The organism is Bacteroides acidifaciens (genome assembly GCF_024623065.1).
GTDB classification, from domain to species: Bacteria; Bacteroidota; Bacteroidia; order Bacteroidales; family Bacteroidaceae; genus Bacteroides; species Bacteroides acidifaciens.
The window spans coordinates 23,530-39,654 of the sequence record NZ_JANJZR010000038.1 but is presented as its reverse complement, the minus strand read 5'-3'; the positions used below and the strand labels follow the sequence as shown (position 1 = coordinate 39,654).

The window sequence follows — 16,125 nt, the reverse complement described above, 5'->3', positions numbered from 1 at the left end:
TGTAATCATCCGAATACGGAGTACTCGTATACAATATGTTATCCTTTTGTTATCCTATTGCCAGGTATTAACATCTGGCGTTTCAGGTATTAATGGTTAGAGAATTGGCTGTTAATACTTGAGAGAAGAGCTGTTAATACTTGAGGGGAGAGCTGTTTACAGCTATCAGCAAGCTTTCCGCAGGTGGCGGACGAGAAATTTTCAGGGTTTTGGTGTTTTTCTTGAAGTTTTGCATGGCAGATCCGTTTTTAATTTATATTTTTGAAACGTTTTCTATGAATCGATGGGACAAAGATAGAATATTTTTTCATAAAGAAAACTATGATTTTCGTTTTTAATCTTAACCATTTTACAAGTCATTGATTATAAACACATAGTAAACAACATTTTTCAGACAGTCATTTCAGGTCTGACGTTTTATTGATTTTGAATTAATATTTTAAACAAAAAAGAAACAGGATGGATACAAATTTAGATGTCACAGGCATCATCAAGCGTGCCAAACAGGCGTTAGACCTGAAAAGAGACAGCGAACTGGCTGAATACTTGGGAGTTTCGAGAGCGACAGTTACTAATTGGGCAGCACGAAACAGCATAGACTTCAAGCTGTTGCTTGACAAGTTCGGCGACAAGGTGGACTACAACTGGCTATTGTTGGGAAAAGGAAGTCCCGTGCACCAGCCGAGATTCTGCGAAAGCGAACTGGCGCAGGGAGAAGTCGACATTATACACAACCCGAAAACGCCCGAACCGATAGACGACCGGAGCGTGACGTTATACGACATCACGGCGGCGGCAAACCTGAAAACATTGTTCACCAACAAGCAGCAGTACGCACTGGGGAAGATATTGATTCCGAATATTTCCGTCTGCGACGGGGCGGTGTATGTAAACGGGGACAGCATGTATCCCATACTGAAATCGGGGGACATCATCGGATACAAGGAAATCAGCAGTTTCGAAAACGTCATCTACGGGGAAATATACCTGGTGTCGTTCATGATTGACGGAGACGAGTATCTGGCTGTCAAATACGTGAACCGTTCGGAGAAGGAAGGATGCATCAAGCTGGTGAGTTACAATACGCATCACGAGCCGATGGATATCCCGTTCGCGTCCATCAATGCGATGGCAATCGTGAAGTTCTCCATCAGAAGGCACATGATGATGTAAGTTTCAAGGTTTCACCACAGAGGACACGGAGGACACGGAGGAGATAAAGGGGACGGAGGAGACAGAGGAATACTGATTTTTCATATTCATCCTCAAAGCTCCCCCGCAGGATGTGTTGCATAAGCGCAGTTGCCACATACCGCACAGGCAATCACAACTACAAAGCAGCCGCAACTACAAGACAGCCACAACTATGAGAATAAAACCTCTGTGTCCTCTGCGTCCTCTGTGGTGAAATGAAATCAGATTTCCTCCCCTTTCAGCGTAGCCGAACTGGCTTCGGTGATGCGGACGTTGACAAAGTCACCGACACGGTGCGTACCCCTGTCGAACACGACGACACGGTTCTGCTCCGTACGCCCGAACAGCTGCTCGCGCGAACGCTTGGAGACACCTTCCACGAGCACTTCGTACGTCTTTCCGATGCAACGCTGGTTGGATTCGGCAGACAGACGGTTCTGCAGGGCGATAATCTCATTCAGGCGGCGTACTTTCACCTCTTCGGGCACATTGTCTTCGAGATGTTTCGAAGCATACGTTCCCGGACGTTCGGAGTATTTGAACATAAAGGCGGCATCGTATCCGCACGCTTCCATCAGGGAGAGGGAGAGGGCGTGGTCTTCTTCCGTTTCAGAATGGAAACCGGAAAAAATATCGGTAGTCAGTCCGCAATCGGGGATGATGCGCTTGATGGCGGCTACCCGTTCCAAGTACCATTCGCGGGTATATTTGCGGTTCATCAGTTTGAGGATGCGGGAACTGCCGCTCTGCACAGGCAGGTGGATATGCTTGCATACGTTGGGCACTTGCGCGATTACTTCGAGCGTTTCGTCGCTCATATCCTTCGGATGGGAAGTCGTGAAACGGATGCGCACGCCCGGAGCGGCTTCGGCAACGGTGCGGAGCAACATCGGGAAAGTGACCACTTCTCCTGTCGGCCTCTCGAAACGGTAGGAGTTGACGTTCTGTCCCAGCAGGGTGACTTCCTTATAGCCTTTCGCAACGAGGTCTGCCACTTCATTGAGGATGCTTTCCACGTCACGGCTACGCTCACGTCCGCGAGTGTAGGGGACGATGCAATAGGTGCAGAAGTTGTTGCAGCCACGCATGATGGACACGAATCCGGAGATGTGGTTGCCGCAGATACGCGAAGGAATCACATCCCGATAGGTTTCGGTGGTGGAAAGTTCCACGTTGATTGCCTTCTCGCCGGCTTCTACGGCGGCAATCAGGCCGGGCAGGGTGAGGTAGGCATCCGGGCCTACTACGAGGTCGACATGATGATTCGTAATCAAATCATCCTTCACCCGTTCGGCCATACATCCCAGTACGCCTACAATCAGGCGCTTTTTCTTTTTCTTCAGCGAGTGGAAAAATTCCAGGCGGTTCAGAATCTTCTGCTCCGCATTGTCGCGGATGGAGCAGGTGTTCATAAACACAGCATCAGCCTCTTCCAACGTTTCAGCTACGGAGTATCCCGCCATCTGCATCACTGAGGCAATCACCTCGCTGTCGGCCACGTTCATCTGGCAGCCGTAGGTTTCGATAAACAACTTCTTGTTGTCATCGGTCGTTTCAGTTGCGGATTTAAAGTCCGCTCCCGTTAATTCGTTCATATTCAAATTATAAATTAAAGATTCGGCTGCAAAGATACGGCTTCGCTTTCAATAAGTGGCGAATTGGCACAAAAATAACGCAAAAACTTATGGTTTAGCATGTCAAGTTGTAATTTATGTTAAGAGAATAAACATTTTCCGGTGACATACTTGGCAAATTTAAATTTATTTTTCACATTTGTGCAATGAAAGAAACATTAGATTTTTTCATAGTTAAGGTTTAGGTTAAAAAAATTAAGGGGAGCTGTGAAGCTGCCCTTTTTTCATAATAAAAAGTTAGTCCAAACCGGAATTTATATGTAACTTTGGCGAATTACTAATTAGAAATGAAACACAATGGAAGATTTCTTGAAATTTCTCTTGATAGTAGGTGTCATTCTTGTGGGAATATTCAAAGAGGTGAGTAAGAATAGCAAATCAAAAAAAGCTACTGACAAACGCCCCGTTCCCCCGACACCGTCGCCCACCGAAATAGAGCCGGATGTCATCCTCATGCCCGAAGCGTGGGGTAAAATAGAGTTGCCGGTTCCCCAAATGTCTTCGAAACAGGCCTCCAGACATGCACCGAAGCAACAGCAACAGCAGCAACAACAGAAAAAGAAAAAGAAAAAGAAAAGAGAAGAGGTATCTGTTGCCGCATCACTGGCCAACAGTGCCGCCCAGGACGAACAGAACAGCAGGCAGGGTGCTCATTTCAATACTCCCGACGAATCATCAGACAGCAACGAAGACTTCACCATTCATTCGGCAGAAGAAGCACGCCGGGCTATTATATGGGGAGAGATACTTCAACGGAAATACTGACGGGAATTACGAGGGCATGTTTCAAGCACGGGAAAGTAGCGTAACCCGTACATGGAGCCTTTACAATAAAGCGAATAATTAACCATAAAATATCAACTGTATTTTAACACGAAATTATACTATTTATGTCACTTAATCGTATCTCGGCAGCAGAAGCTGCAAGCCTTATCAAACATGGCTACAACATCGGCCTGAGCGGGTTTACCCCCGCAGGAACGGCCAAGGCTGTTACAGCGGAACTCGCAAAGATTGCGGAAGCGGAACACGCCAAAGGAAATCCATTTCAGGTAAGTATCTTTACGGGCGCCTCTACCGGAGAGTCGTGCGACGGCGTGCTGTCACGCGCGAAAGCTATCCGCTACCGTGCTCCTTATACCACAAATTCCGACTTCCGCAAGGCCGTGAACAACGGAGAGATTGCCTACAACGACATACACCTCTCACAGATGGCACAGGAAGTGCGCTACGGATTCATGGGCAAAGTGAACGTAGCCATCATCGAAGCCTGCGAAGTGACTCCCGACGGAAAGATTTACCTGACTGCCGCCGGCGGCATCTCCCCGACTATCTGCCGTCTGGCCGACCAGATTATCGTGGAGCTGAACAGCGCACACAGCAAATCCGGCATGGGACTGCATGACGTGTACGAACCGCTCGACCCGCCTTACCGCCGCGAGATACCTATCTACAAACCGAACGACCGCATCGGACTGCCTTATATCCAGGTAGACCCGAAGAAAATCGTAGGCGTAGTGGAGACAAACTGGCCGGACGAAGCGCGTTCTTTCGCAGACGCCGACCCGCTGACCGACAAAATCGGACAGAACGTTGCCGACTTCCTCGCTGCGGACATGAAGCGCGGCATCATCCCGCCTTCTTTCCTTCCGTTGCAGTCGGGCGTAGGAAACATCGCCAACGCCGTGCTCGGCGCACTGGGACGCGACAAGACGATTCCTCCATTCGAAATGTACACGGAAGTGATTCAGAACTCCGTGATTGGCCTGATTCGCGAAGGACGCATCAGATTCGGAAGTGCCTGCTCGCTGACTGTCACCAACGACTGCCTGGAAGGTATTTACAACGATATGGATTTCTTCCGCGACAAGCTGGTGCTCCGCCCGTCGGAAATCTCCAACAGCCCGGAAATCATACGCCGGCTCGGTGTTATCTCTATCAATACGGCTATCGAAGTCGACCTGTACGGCAATGTGAACTCAACCCATATCGGAGGCACGAAGATGATGAACGGTATCGGCGGCTCGGGAGACTTCACACGCAATGCGTACATCTCTATCTTCACTTGTCCGTCGGTGGCCAAGGAGGGCAAAATCAGCGCTATCGTGCCGATGGTGTCCCATCACGACCACACGGAGCACGATGTCAACATCGTCATCACCGAACAAGGTGTTGCCGACCTTCGCGGCAAGAGCCCGAAAGAACGCGCACAAGCCATCATCGAAAACTGTGCACACCCTGACTACAAACAGCTGCTTTGGGATTACCTCAAACTGGCCGGCGGCAAGGCGCAGACCCCGCACGCCATTCAGGCTGCACTCGGCATGCACGCAGAATTGGGCAAGAGCGGCGATATGAAAAATACAAACTGGGCTGAATACGTGAAGTAAATAGAACACAGGATATACAGAATCCTGCTCTATACAAACTATAATTGTATTCTCTGGTAAACAAAATCCATGTGTTTTTGTATATTAGAGAATACAATTTTCTTTTTATATCATCTCAAACCATCGGCAGAAGCATCCAAGTTACCGTCCGATAATCACCTCGCAGACCTTATCCTGAAACGCCCTTGCCTTAGCAGCCGAAAGTACGTTCTGGTTCATAATGGCAAACGCCGCTTCGTGTCCGTCCTTCATCCGCAGGTAGCCTGCAAGCGCATTGATGGCAGTGAACGAGCCTGTCTTGGCATGCACATTCCGAAAGACGGGCGCACCCTTCATCCTGTTTTTCAATGTGCCGTCCACACCGCCTACGGGGAGAGACTTATAGAGTCTCTGAAAGATTCCCGTCCGCGAATACGCATATTTCAAGAAGTCGACCAGCAGGGCGGGAGAGAGGTAATTATAATTGGAGAGTCCGCAACCGTCCGCAATCTTATAGTCCTTCGGGTCGTGCCCCAGGCGGCGGATTAACTTCATGATTTCTACGATTCCGTCTTCGGCAGCCACCAGCTTCTTTCCCGTCGCCTGTGCCCCGAGGCGGCAGAGGAATGCTTCCGCATTGAGGTTGTCGCTCTCTTTCATCAATTGGTTCAGGACTTTTTGTACCGACGTATTCCATCCTGCCATCCGTTCCACCTGTACGCTGTCGCGCGGCAATTCGGCAAATGCATAAGACTGGGGGGTAGTGATTCCTTTCGCATGGAGACGCTCGAGGAAAGTGTGCATAAAAAAAGCGGGAGAATCATAGATATTGACATTATCTTTTCGGATAGAGGCTACATTGCCCGAAACAACGAGATTATTCCCGTTCGTCAGCCAGTCTCTTGAGAAAGAGAACTTTCCGGCAGAAGAAGTGCGTGTTTTTGTCCGGTTGGCCAGGGTGTAATAAGACGATACAGGCTGGCAGGAAACGCTTGCCGTATCCCCCTGAACGGTGGAGGGAACAACGGAAATCTGCACCGTTCCCTTGCAGAACATGAGCGGGGACAGATAAGGCTGATAGCCCGCAGGGGTATCGTCCCACGCCCATCCATGCCCCCAATAGAGGGAGTCTTTCATCGAGACATCGCCATACACCTGCCCGTTAATCACGGAGAAAGGGAAAGTGATTACTTCTGCTATCAACGAATCCATCGCCTGACTGTCAAATTCGGGGTCGAACCCGCCTACTACATACAGGTTGCCTTGCAGTGTATCATGCTCTATCACGCCATCGTGCCATACTTCCGTACGGAAAGGCTCGTTCGCGTCGGGACGGGAAAGGGCGGTAATAGCCGTCAGCAGTTTCATGGTAGAGGCAGGGCGGGAGAGTTTCTCCGCACGGTAATTGTACAACGGCTTCTTCGCCGTCAGGTCATAAACGGATATGCCGACTTCGGACGCTTCGGGAAGCATCTTCTTGATAAGCGAATCTATCTCCGAGAAATCTCTTTGCGCCCACAAGGGCAACAGACAGACGGACAACGTGACGAGTAAAAGACCTTTCTTCATACATTAATATGCGTTTAGAGACAATTGCCTGCAAAACTATCCAAAACATATGACGCAACAAAGTAGCGGTAAAGAAAATGTTTAGAAAAGTTTTGCATTTCAAAGTAAATCCATACTTTTGCTGCCGTCAACACTTCTGACAGTGTATTGATAAACATCCACTGAACAACTACCGACAGAGGCGACAGGCAGCAGAAACAAAGTAAAATCAATATATAAAAATCAAAATGACACTATGAAAGCTATGAATGTTATGCGCAACGCCGCCTTATGCGGACTGCTCTTCTGTCTGACAACAGGAAGCAACACCGCCACCGCCAACAATGCGGGCAAGGACAACACCGCACTTCTCAACTATTTCTCCACTTGTCTGACATCACCGGACAAGAATCACACTTTCGAAAAAGGGAAACAATTCAGCCTTGCGAAAGTGGAACAATACCGCCAATTAGTGTGGAACGCATGGCGAACGGCAAACGAACGCTTGGACGAAGAGAAACTAATCCCGCTACAACCCCTGTCCGACAAGACATGCAGCCAGTGGAATCTTCCCCCCGAACTGGAACCGAAAGCCGTGATGCCCTACTACTGGGGGACGAAGGGCACCACGAAGCCCGATGAAGGCTATCCGCTGTTTATCTATACGCACGGATCGGGGCCGAAAGCCGCAGAATGGGACACAGGACTTAAAATATGCCGGATGTTCGACGACGCACCGTCCGCCTACTTCATTCCGCAAATCCCCAACGAAGGAAGCTACTACCGCTGGTGGCAGAAATCCAAGCAATATGCCTGGGAGAAACTATTGCGCCAGTCGTTAGTATCGGGCCACATCAACCCGGACAGAGTGTATATCTTCGGCATCTCCGAGGGCGGATATGGCAGCCAGCGCCTTGCCTCTTTCTATGCCGATTACCTTGCCGGAGCAGGCCCCATGGCAGGCGGCGAACCCTTGAAGAATGCCCCCGCCGAGAACTGCGCCAACATCGCCTTCTCGCTGCTCACGGGAGCCGTAGACCGCGGCTTTTACCGCAACATGCTGACGGGTTACGTCAAAAACGAGTTTGAACATCTGCAAAAGGAACATCCAGGATTGTTCACCCACCGCATAGAATTGATTCCCAATATGGGACATTCAATCGACTACCGCCTCACCACCCCGTGGCTGAAACAATACACCCGCAATCCATATCCGAAATACGTACTGTGGGAAGACTTCGAAATGGACGGACTACACCGCAAAGGGTTCTACAACCTCGTGGTGAAAGAACGCCCCGACGCAGACGCCCGCACCCGCTACGAAATGACCATCGAAGACAATCGCATCACACTGAATGTGGACAACGTAGCCTACGAAGTCATCCAGAAAGACCCGCACTGGGGTATCGAACTGAAATTCAAGAAACATTATACCCCCGCCACCAAAGGAAAGGTGATTGTCTACCTCAATAGCGAACTGGTAGACTTGAAACAAAAAGTGACCGTGACGGTGAACGGCAAGCAAGTGTTCCAGGGCAAAGTGAAACCCGACCTGAAACACATGGCAAACAGTTGCGCCACCTTCTTCGACCCACAGCGGATCTATCCGGCAGCCATTGAGGTGGAACTGTGAGCCGGCAAAAAAGAAGAGCAGCAAAAATCCATAAAAAACAGGAGAATTTATTCAAAAAGTGCTTTCTTTATAAAGAAATAAGTATTTTTGTTTCAAATATTCTCCAATGATAACAAATGAGCAAAAATATATAGACAATATTGCAGACAAAGGAGTGCGCAATAAAAAAGACCTTGATGTCTTTTTCAATCAATACTACGCTGTTTTCGTCTCCTTTGCCTGCCGGTATTGTCTGAACGAAGAGGAAGCGCGCGACATTGTTCAGGATGTATTTGTCAGCTTTTGGGAACAGCGGATGAATTTCACTTCCATTCTCACAATCAAGGCTTTCTTCTACCGCTCCATTTCCAATCGTATCCTCAACTACCTGAGACACGAAGAGGTGAAAAGCCGATATGCGGAGAGCCAGCTGAAAAAAATACAAAGCGAAGAATTCATCCAGGAAAGCGTTATCCGGGAAGAAGTCTCCTGCATGATACACAAGAAAATCAAAGAACTTACCCCGCGTGAACAGGAAGTTATCCTGCTTTCTCTCCAGAATAAGTCAAATCAGGAAATAGCAGATCTGCTCTCATTATCCGTACCTACTGTAAAAACACATAAAATGCACGCATACGCCCGCCTGCGCGCAGAATTGGAAGAATTAAGATTTCTATTGCTTATTTTATAAAAAAACAACTTCTACTTCATACTCATTCCAAGGTTGCGTGTTTTTAAGATATAAGAACTCTTAATTTATCACCGTCAATGGATATAAATAAGTATAAAGAAAGCATACAGATTGCAGAAGAAATCAGCAAGGAAATCTGCACAGGCAAGGACTCGACTTCCCGCTTGGTGAAGGAGTGGAAGAAGAATTCTGCCGGGTTGTATAAAGAACTACAGCAACAGCAGAGGTTGGCCGAAGAGATGAAATTCCGTGATTCCATCGAGCTGGAAGGCCCCCTGCGCAACATACACCAACGCATCTCCCCATCACGGAAACTCTTCATCCGCACATCCGGCATAGCCGCCTCTCTCATATTGGCTGTTGCCCTGACCTCTTTATGGTTATGGCAGAAAGAGGAAAGAGAAGCTGTCCGATGGGCATCCACCGTCCCCGGAAAAGAACCTTCTTCCATCATCACCTGCGACAACAGGACGGTGACATTAAAAGAAAGCCGCCTGTCTGTGGTCGACAATCAGCTTATCAGCAGCACAAGCGATGGCAAGAAAGATATTACAATCACCGTGGAACAAGACCTGCAACTCAACAGGCTCGTCGTACCGACAGGAGCCGAACAGGTACTGACTCTGGAGGACGGGTCTATTGTACAGATAAATGCCGCTTCCGAATTATTATTCCCCACTCATTTCACAAAGCAGGCAAGGCAGATCCAACTGGCAGGAGAAGCCTACCTGAAAGTAAAAGCAGATAAAGACAACCCGTTCATTGTCCACCTTGGAACCTTGGACGTACAAGTAACCGGAACTGCCTTCAACGTCAAAGCTTATGAAGAGGAAAACGAAATAAGCATTGCGCTTGTTGAAGGTATAATCAGTGTCTATAAAGAAAAGCAACTGTTGGCCGAACTACTCCCCGGACAACTGTTCACTTTCCGGAAAGACGAACAGGAATATACGGTGACCGACACCGACCTGTCAACTGTTACCGACTGGACAGAAGACCAATTCATTTTCTATAATGAAACAATTGAGAATATCATGCATAAAATATCACGCTGGTACAATGTAAACATCAGCGTCGACGAAAAAATAAAAAACGTACGCTACACAGGCATACTGTCGCGCAAACAGCCTCTTGTCAAAATACTGGATGCTCTCCGCATGACCGACGAGCTTGAATTCGACATACAAGCCGATAAAAAAATAGATGTAGAAAGAAAGAATTAACACCCAAGTCTAATTTATAAAAAAATGAAAAGCATGAGAGAAAGGTTTATTTTACAAGGATTAGTGATGCTGATAGCTTTCACATTATCCCTCGCGACTCCATTCAAGGCACACGCGCAAAGCGGGCAGAAGGAGAGAATCACAATCATGGTCAAGCAGAAACCATTGGAAGAGGTATTGAAGAAACTGAGCAAGGAATACAACTACCAGTTATTCTACAACAATTCATTGGTGAAGGGAATCCGTGTATCCGTCTCTATACAAAAGGCCGGAATAAATCAAACAATGGACGTGCTACTGGCAGGAACCGGACTGCAATATAGTATCAAGGAAAAAACAATCGTCATTACCACAATCCCTTCCCGGAATACCGCAAAAGAAAAGAAACTGCTCAGCGGGCATGTGGTGGATAAAGAAGGGAGAGCTATTCCGGGAGTAAACATTTTCACAGGCGACAAGACACAGGGAGCTGTCAGCGACATCGACGGTAATTTTGCATTCGCCAGTCCGCTGAAACACGGCACGCTGCTGAACTTCACTTCCATAGGCATGAAGCCGCAACACATCGTGTATGGCGGAGAAAGTACCTTGAAAATAGTGATGGTAGAGGATGTCAACGAACTGGAAGCAGTGGTCGTCACCGGTGTGGTAAACAAAAAGCGGGAAAGTTTTACCGGCTCGGCTTCCACATTCACTGCCGACGAGTTGAAAGCTGTCGGTACGCAGAATGTCATTTCCAGTCTGAAAACATTGGACCCGGCATTCAATGTATTGGAAAGCGGAGAATTCGGCTCCGACCCGAACCGGATGCCGGACATTGAAATCCGTGGAAAATCCAGTCTGATCAGTACCCGCGACGAACTGGCAGAAGACCCCAACCAGCCGCTGTTTATCCTTGACGGCTTCGAATCCTCATTAGAAGCGATCTACAACCTCGACATGAACCGGGTTGCTTCCATTACTATACTGAAAGACGCTGCCTCTACCGCCATCTATGGTTCCAAAGCATCGAACGGTGTTGTAGTAGTGGAAACAGTCAGGCCCAAATCCGGAAAACTTCACCTTACCTACAATGGTTCGGCAAATATATCATGGGCAGACCTCTCAAGCTATAATCTGATGAATGCTTCGGAAAAACTCCGGTTCGAACAAATGGTCGGAAGATATACCTCATCGACCCCCAGCCAGCAAATCGAACTGGATCAGTTATACAATAATAAACTGGCAGACGTAGCACGGGGAGTAGATACCTACTGGCTTGCAGAACCGCTACGAACCGGCATCAACCACCGCCACTCACTATATGCGGAAGGCGGAGAAGGTGCATTCCAGTTCGGACTGGGACTTTCATACAACGGCATCACCGGTGTTATGAAAGAATCCAAACGCGACAACCTCAGCGGGAACATCGACCTGACTTACCGCCTCAACAAACTACAGTTTGTCAACAAGTTCTCTATGGACAACACGGCTTCCGGCAACCCGATCGTCGGCTTCTCCGAATATGCGGGCGCAAACCCATACTACATGAAATATAATGAAAACGGAGAGGTGGAAAGATGGCTTGAATATAATGACTATGTAGAAGCAGGCAACCCTCTGTACAACGCAGCACAAAACAGTTATAACAAAGGGAAATCCCTCTCCATCTCCGACAAGTTCATCATGGAGTATACTCCGATAGCGGCAATGAAAATACGTGCGCGGTTCGGAATTACCCATACCAACAGCAATACGGAAGCTTTTACCTCACCTCTCGACAGCGATTACTCGAAGGTGGATTTTACCAAGCGCGGTTCATACAATTATGGCGAAACGGAAAGCAACAAGTATGAAGGCGAACTGACGGTAACCTACGGCAAGACTTTCAACAAGGCGCATCTTGTCAACATCGCCGCCGGAGGATACCTGTCCCAACTCGACTCCAAATCACATGGATACGCAGCTGTCGGATTTCCGGTAGGAGACTTCACACTGCCTTCTTTTGCCAATGGTTATCCGGACAACGGAAGCCCCAGTTATTACGAAAACACTTCCCGTTCGGTAAGTGCCTACGCTATCGGCAACTATGCCTTCAACAACCGTTACCTGCTTGATTTCAGCTACCGCGTCAACGGTTCATCCGTATTCGGGACAGACAAGCATTACATCGGAACCTGGGCAGTCGGTCTGGCATGGAACCTGCACAATGAGAAATTTGTTTCTGATAACATCGACGGCATCTCCATGTTCAAAATCCGTGCCTCTATCGGTAATCCCGGCAACCAGAACTTCTCTTCATCGTCTACCATCACCACTTTCCGTTATAACTTCAATTCATTCAATTATTTCGGAATGACTACATCACTCGCACAGTTAGGCAATCCGGATTTGGAATGGCAGACCACTATCGACCGGAACATCGGTTTCGACATCACAATACTGAACGACCGCCTGACTTTGACCGGCGATTATTATTACAAGACCACCGACCCGCTACTAATCGGCATCGACATGCCTGCCTCTACCGGAGCAACCGGCAATATCATCTATAAGAACTTCGGAAAACAAACGACCAAAGGTTTCAACGCACAAGCCACCTATTACATCATCCGGCAGATGGACAAACGCTTCTGGTGGTCAGTCAGAGGAACGCTCCGCCACGGTTCAAGCGAACTAAACGGGATAGGCAACCGGCTGGAATCTTTCAACACATCAGGCAGGGAAGGAGATCAGAACGGGCAAAACAAATCTACCAAGCGTTACTTTGACGGAGCCGACCCTGACGCCATCTGGGCAGTCCGTTCCGCCGGTATCGACCCGGCAACCGGACGCGAAATCTTTATCAAAAAGAACGGCGAACTCACCTATGACTTTTCATATGACGATGAAGTGATCATCGGCAGTAGCCGCCCTAAAGTGGAAGGTGTTCTCGGCAGCAGTTTCTCATGGAAAGGATTCTCCATGAATTTCGATTTCCGGTATCGCATGGGGGGATACTCTTTCAATTCCGTATTATACAACAAGGTGGAGAACATCACGACAAGCCAGCTAAAGTATAATCAAGACAAACGGGCACTCTATGACAGATGGCAGAAACCGGGAGACATTGCCAAGTTCAAGAATATCGCCGACTCACAATCCACTCCAATGTCTTCACGCTTCGTGCAAAAAGACAATACACTGACACTGGAATCATTGCGTGTAGGATACGAATTCAAGCCGGAAATTGCCCGTAAAGTGGGAGTCAGTTCACTGAGGCTCAATGCTTACATGAATGACATATTCCGCATTTCCAGTATCAAGCAGGAACGCGGTACTTCTTATCCGTTTTCACGTAGCGTATCTTTCAATCTTTCATTAACTCTATAAAACGTATTCATTATGAAACTGAGAAACATTATCATATCACTGTCTATATTCTTGCTGACAGGCTGCCTGTGCGGCTGTACGGACTGGTTGGATTACAAACCCAAGGATAAACAAAGCGAAGAACAGCAGTTCAGCACCAAGGATGGCTTCTATGCTGCCGTAAACGGAATCTACAACCGCATGGCGGGAAACTCATTGTACGGAAAGTACCTGTCTTATGAAATGATTGATGTACTGGCACAACGCTACACTGTCAACCTGACCGGTGACGACAGTTACTCCAAGTACCTACAAGCATTAATCAACTGGGATTACAGCAACGAAACTGTACTTTCCGCCCTCAGCAGCATTTGGGGAGAAGGCTACTCTACCATCATGAACATCAACGTGATACTGAACAATCTGGAGAAAGACATGAATGGTGAAGGCGCCGGAGTACTTCCCGAAAGAGAATATAAAATGCTGAAAGGAGAGATGCTGGCGGCAAGAGCCATGATCCATTTCGACCTGCTGCGCCTGTTCGGTCCGGTATATTTCCGTAATCCGGAAGGAAGAGGTATTCCCTACAACGAAAGTACTGAAACAAAAATTCTGGATATCCTTCCTGCTGAAACTGTGCTGAAAGACTATATCATCCGCGACCTGAAAACAGCCGAAGCGCTACTGCTCGAATCGGATCCGGTGCTTACCGAAGGCCCGAGAGCCGAATACGACCAGATAACAATGGACAATTCCATGCATTACCGCCAGTTACGCTTAAACTACTACGCCACTGTCCTGCTCACCGCCCGTACTTATTTATGGGGTGGAGATATGGGCAATGCTCTGGCAGAAGCCCGCAAACTGACGGATGATCCTAAAGTGAGAGGGTTCTTTCCGGCAGTAGATTCCGGAACGCTGCTGGGCAACTCCGTCAACCCTGACCTCATGTTCTCTACCGAGTGCCTCTTCGGATATTACAACAAAGACAGAGGACTGATTTATGATTATACATTCGGTGGTTCAAACACAGGCAACAAACTGTTAGTACCACGTTCCGGATATGTAGACGGACAGTTGTTTGCCAACAATCCCGGAGATTACCGTTACCAGTCACAATGGGAAAACGGAAGCACACTGGACGGCAACAGCTCCAAGCGGCTGGTCAAATTCCGCGAAATCACGGATACAGCCAAAGATGAAATGTCAGGAAGCACCAGTGACGAAAACCAGATTCTGCAAGTACAAAAATTCCACGGTACATTCTGCTCACTTATGAAATTGAGCGAAGCATACTATATCGCGGCGGAAGCCATGGCTACGGAAGGCTCGGAAGTGTACGACATGACAGCAGCGTGGAACTATCTGCAACAAATATTCGACAGCAGGGGCGCAGTGCGGTCAAGCAACAATTTCCGGGATCTCCTGACCAAAGAATATATCCGCGAATTTATCGGTGAAGGACAGGTCTTCTTCTATTTCAAGCGCCTGAACAAAGCATTTGACAACGCTTACAACGGAAGGCAAGCTATCCGGATTGAAATCATACCGGGATTTCTTTATGATGATAAGGAAAGCGTCACCGAAGAAGCCAAAGAGAAACGCTTTATAGCACCTCTGCCAACCAATGAACTGGATAATCGTTGAACCCCTAAAGACATGTAACAATATGAAACTAAATTATAAATGGCTCACCTCCACTATCATGGCCACCCTGTTTTTATTTACTGCCTGCCAAAAAGAAGAAGTGGTAACCTATGATTCAAATGAAAGTAAAGTGTACTTCCAGGTACAAAACTATGCTACTTCCAGCGGAACGGTAGGATACACCACACAGACATCCTACTCTTTTGTAGGGGCAAAAGAGAGCTTTACCAACGTCATCTTCAGAGGAACCATCCAACTATTAGGAAAGGTTGAAAACTACGAACGGAAAGTAAGGATAATTATCGACCGGGAGAACACCACCATGACCGAAGGGGAAGATTATGAAATCGACCTGGATACGGTAGTTATCAAAGCCGGTGAAAATCAGGCAAAAATAGGAGTACGTTTTCTAAGGAACGCCAGTTTCAGGGCACAAAAAGAAAAGCTCGTATTAAAACTGGAACCGAATGAGAACTTTACTGTCCTGGAGAAATATAAGTCGGTCAATACCTGGTCGAACACTACGGCGGATTATCTGGACGGCAGCCGTTATACATTCATCATTGACGAGGTTTACAGCGAACCGGGAAGTTGGACTACACTGAAAGCTGTAAACTACTTCGGTGCATGGAATGCCGTCAAGTATACCTTTATCAACAATTTCTTCGGATTCTCACTGGACGACTGGATCTATATCAATGGAGCAGGTTCCAAGATTACCGCAGGACGTATGCCTTACTATGCCCTCCAACTACAAAAAGAGTTACAGAGAAGGGCCGACGATCCCGAATTATCTCCCGTACTGGATGAAGACGGCTCGTATATGCAACTGCCGGAACCTTATCAAGTAGATTATTCGAATGTACAACAATAAAAA

General features: G+C 47.8%; 11 protein-coding genes. 9 read left to right on the top strand and 2 right to left on the bottom strand.

Annotated features, from left to right (window positions below):
- Nucleotides 1–459 precede the first annotated feature (459 nt).
- Nucleotides 460–1,173: a LexA family transcriptional regulator gene (locus NSB03_RS12250; protein WP_024987385.1), complete on the top strand. Its 714-nt coding sequence runs from the start codon at nucleotides 460–462 to the stop codon at nucleotides 1,171–1,173.
- Between the two features lie 242 nt (nucleotides 1,174–1,415).
- Here NSB03_RS12250 and miaB read toward each other — a convergent pair whose 3' ends face one another.
- Nucleotides 1,416–2,789 (bottom strand): tRNA (N6-isopentenyl adenosine(37)-C2)-methylthiotransferase MiaB, encoded by a 1,374-nt coding sequence (gene miaB / locus NSB03_RS12245; protein WP_257466415.1) that lies wholly within the window; start codon nucleotides 2,787–2,789, stop codon nucleotides 1,416–1,418.
- A 336-nt stretch (nucleotides 2,790–3,125) separates the two neighbouring features.
- Here miaB and NSB03_RS12240 point away from each other — a divergent pair, with 336 nt between their 5' ends.
- On the top strand, nucleotides 3,126–3,593 hold the full coding sequence (locus NSB03_RS12240; RefSeq protein WP_148332545.1) for a ferrichrome ABC transporter substrate-binding protein: 468 nt from the start codon (nucleotides 3,126–3,128) through the stop codon (nucleotides 3,591–3,593).
- Nucleotides 3,594–3,718: 125 nt separating this feature from the next.
- Nucleotides 3,719–5,218: a butyryl-CoA:acetate CoA transferase gene (locus tag NSB03_RS12235; RefSeq protein ID WP_024987384.1), complete on the top strand. Its 1,500-nt coding sequence runs from the start codon at nucleotides 3,719–3,721 to the stop codon at nucleotides 5,216–5,218.
- 141 nt (nucleotides 5,219–5,359) lie between these two features.
- Here NSB03_RS12235 and dacB read toward each other — a convergent pair whose 3' ends face one another.
- Entirely contained in the window at nucleotides 5,360–6,766 is a 1,407-nt protein-coding gene (dacB, locus tag NSB03_RS12230; protein WP_257466414.1) for a D-alanyl-D-alanine carboxypeptidase/D-alanyl-D-alanine endopeptidase, read from the bottom strand.
- A gap of 244 nt (nucleotides 6,767–7,010) precedes the next feature.
- Here dacB and NSB03_RS12225 point away from each other — a divergent pair, with 244 nt between their 5' ends.
- From NSB03_RS12225 to NSB03_RS12200, 6 genes are all read left to right on the top strand, one after another.
- Nucleotides 7,011–8,378, top strand: coding sequence for an alpha/beta hydrolase family protein (locus NSB03_RS12225; protein ID WP_136014201.1), 1,368 nt, complete (start codon nucleotides 7,011–7,013; stop codon nucleotides 8,376–8,378).
- A 106-nt stretch (nucleotides 8,379–8,484) separates the two neighbouring features.
- Nucleotides 8,485–9,048: an RNA polymerase sigma-70 factor gene (locus NSB03_RS12220; RefSeq protein WP_024987383.1), complete on the top strand. Its 564-nt coding sequence runs from the start codon at nucleotides 8,485–8,487 to the stop codon at nucleotides 9,046–9,048.
- 77 nt (nucleotides 9,049–9,125) lie between these two features.
- Nucleotides 9,126–10,271 (top strand): FecR family protein, encoded by a 1,146-nt coding sequence (locus tag NSB03_RS12215; RefSeq protein ID WP_024987382.1) that lies wholly within the window; start codon nucleotides 9,126–9,128, stop codon nucleotides 10,269–10,271.
- A gap of 33 nt (nucleotides 10,272–10,304) precedes the next feature.
- Nucleotides 10,305–13,622 carry a SusC/RagA family TonB-linked outer membrane protein gene (locus NSB03_RS12210; RefSeq protein ID WP_024987381.1) on the top strand — a complete coding sequence of 1,106 codons (3,318 nt, stop codon included), beginning with the start codon at nucleotides 10,305–10,307 and terminating at the stop codon, nucleotides 13,620–13,622.
- A 12-nt stretch (nucleotides 13,623–13,634) separates the two neighbouring features.
- Nucleotides 13,635–15,248: a RagB/SusD family nutrient uptake outer membrane protein gene (locus NSB03_RS12205; RefSeq protein ID WP_136014196.1), complete on the top strand. Its 1,614-nt coding sequence runs from the start codon at nucleotides 13,635–13,637 to the stop codon at nucleotides 15,246–15,248.
- Between the two features lie 22 nt (nucleotides 15,249–15,270).
- Entirely contained in the window at nucleotides 15,271–16,122 is an 852-nt protein-coding gene (locus tag NSB03_RS12200) for a DUF4843 domain-containing protein (RefSeq protein ID WP_159102135.1), read from the top strand.
- Nucleotides 16,123–16,125: the final 3 nt, after the last annotated feature.

Coding starts and splice junctions, on each gene's coding strand:
- NSB03_RS12250 (WP_024987385.1), top strand. CDS start 460: ATGGATACAAATTTAGATGTCACAGGCATCATCAAGCGTGCCAAACAG.
- miaB (WP_257466415.1), bottom strand. CDS start 2,789: ATGAACGAATTAACGGGAGCGGACTTTAAATCCGCAACTGAAACGACC.
- NSB03_RS12240 (WP_148332545.1), top strand. CDS start 3,126: ATGGAAGATTTCTTGAAATTTCTCTTGATAGTAGGTGTCATTCTTGTG.
- NSB03_RS12235 (WP_024987384.1), top strand. CDS start 3,719: ATGTCACTTAATCGTATCTCGGCAGCAGAAGCTGCAAGCCTTATCAAA.
- dacB (WP_257466414.1), bottom strand. CDS start 6,766: ATGAAGAAAGGTCTTTTACTCGTCACGTTGTCCGTCTGTCTGTTGCCC.
- NSB03_RS12225 (WP_136014201.1), top strand. CDS start 7,011: ATGAATGTTATGCGCAACGCCGCCTTATGCGGACTGCTCTTCTGTCTG.
- NSB03_RS12220 (WP_024987383.1), top strand. CDS start 8,485: ATGATAACAAATGAGCAAAAATATATAGACAATATTGCAGACAAAGGA.
- NSB03_RS12215 (WP_024987382.1), top strand. CDS start 9,126: ATGGATATAAATAAGTATAAAGAAAGCATACAGATTGCAGAAGAAATC.
- NSB03_RS12210 (WP_024987381.1), top strand. CDS start 10,305: ATGAGAGAAAGGTTTATTTTACAAGGATTAGTGATGCTGATAGCTTTC.
- NSB03_RS12205 (WP_136014196.1), top strand. CDS start 13,635: ATGAAACTGAGAAACATTATCATATCACTGTCTATATTCTTGCTGACA.
- NSB03_RS12200 (WP_159102135.1), top strand. CDS start 15,271: ATGAAACTAAATTATAAATGGCTCACCTCCACTATCATGGCCACCCTG.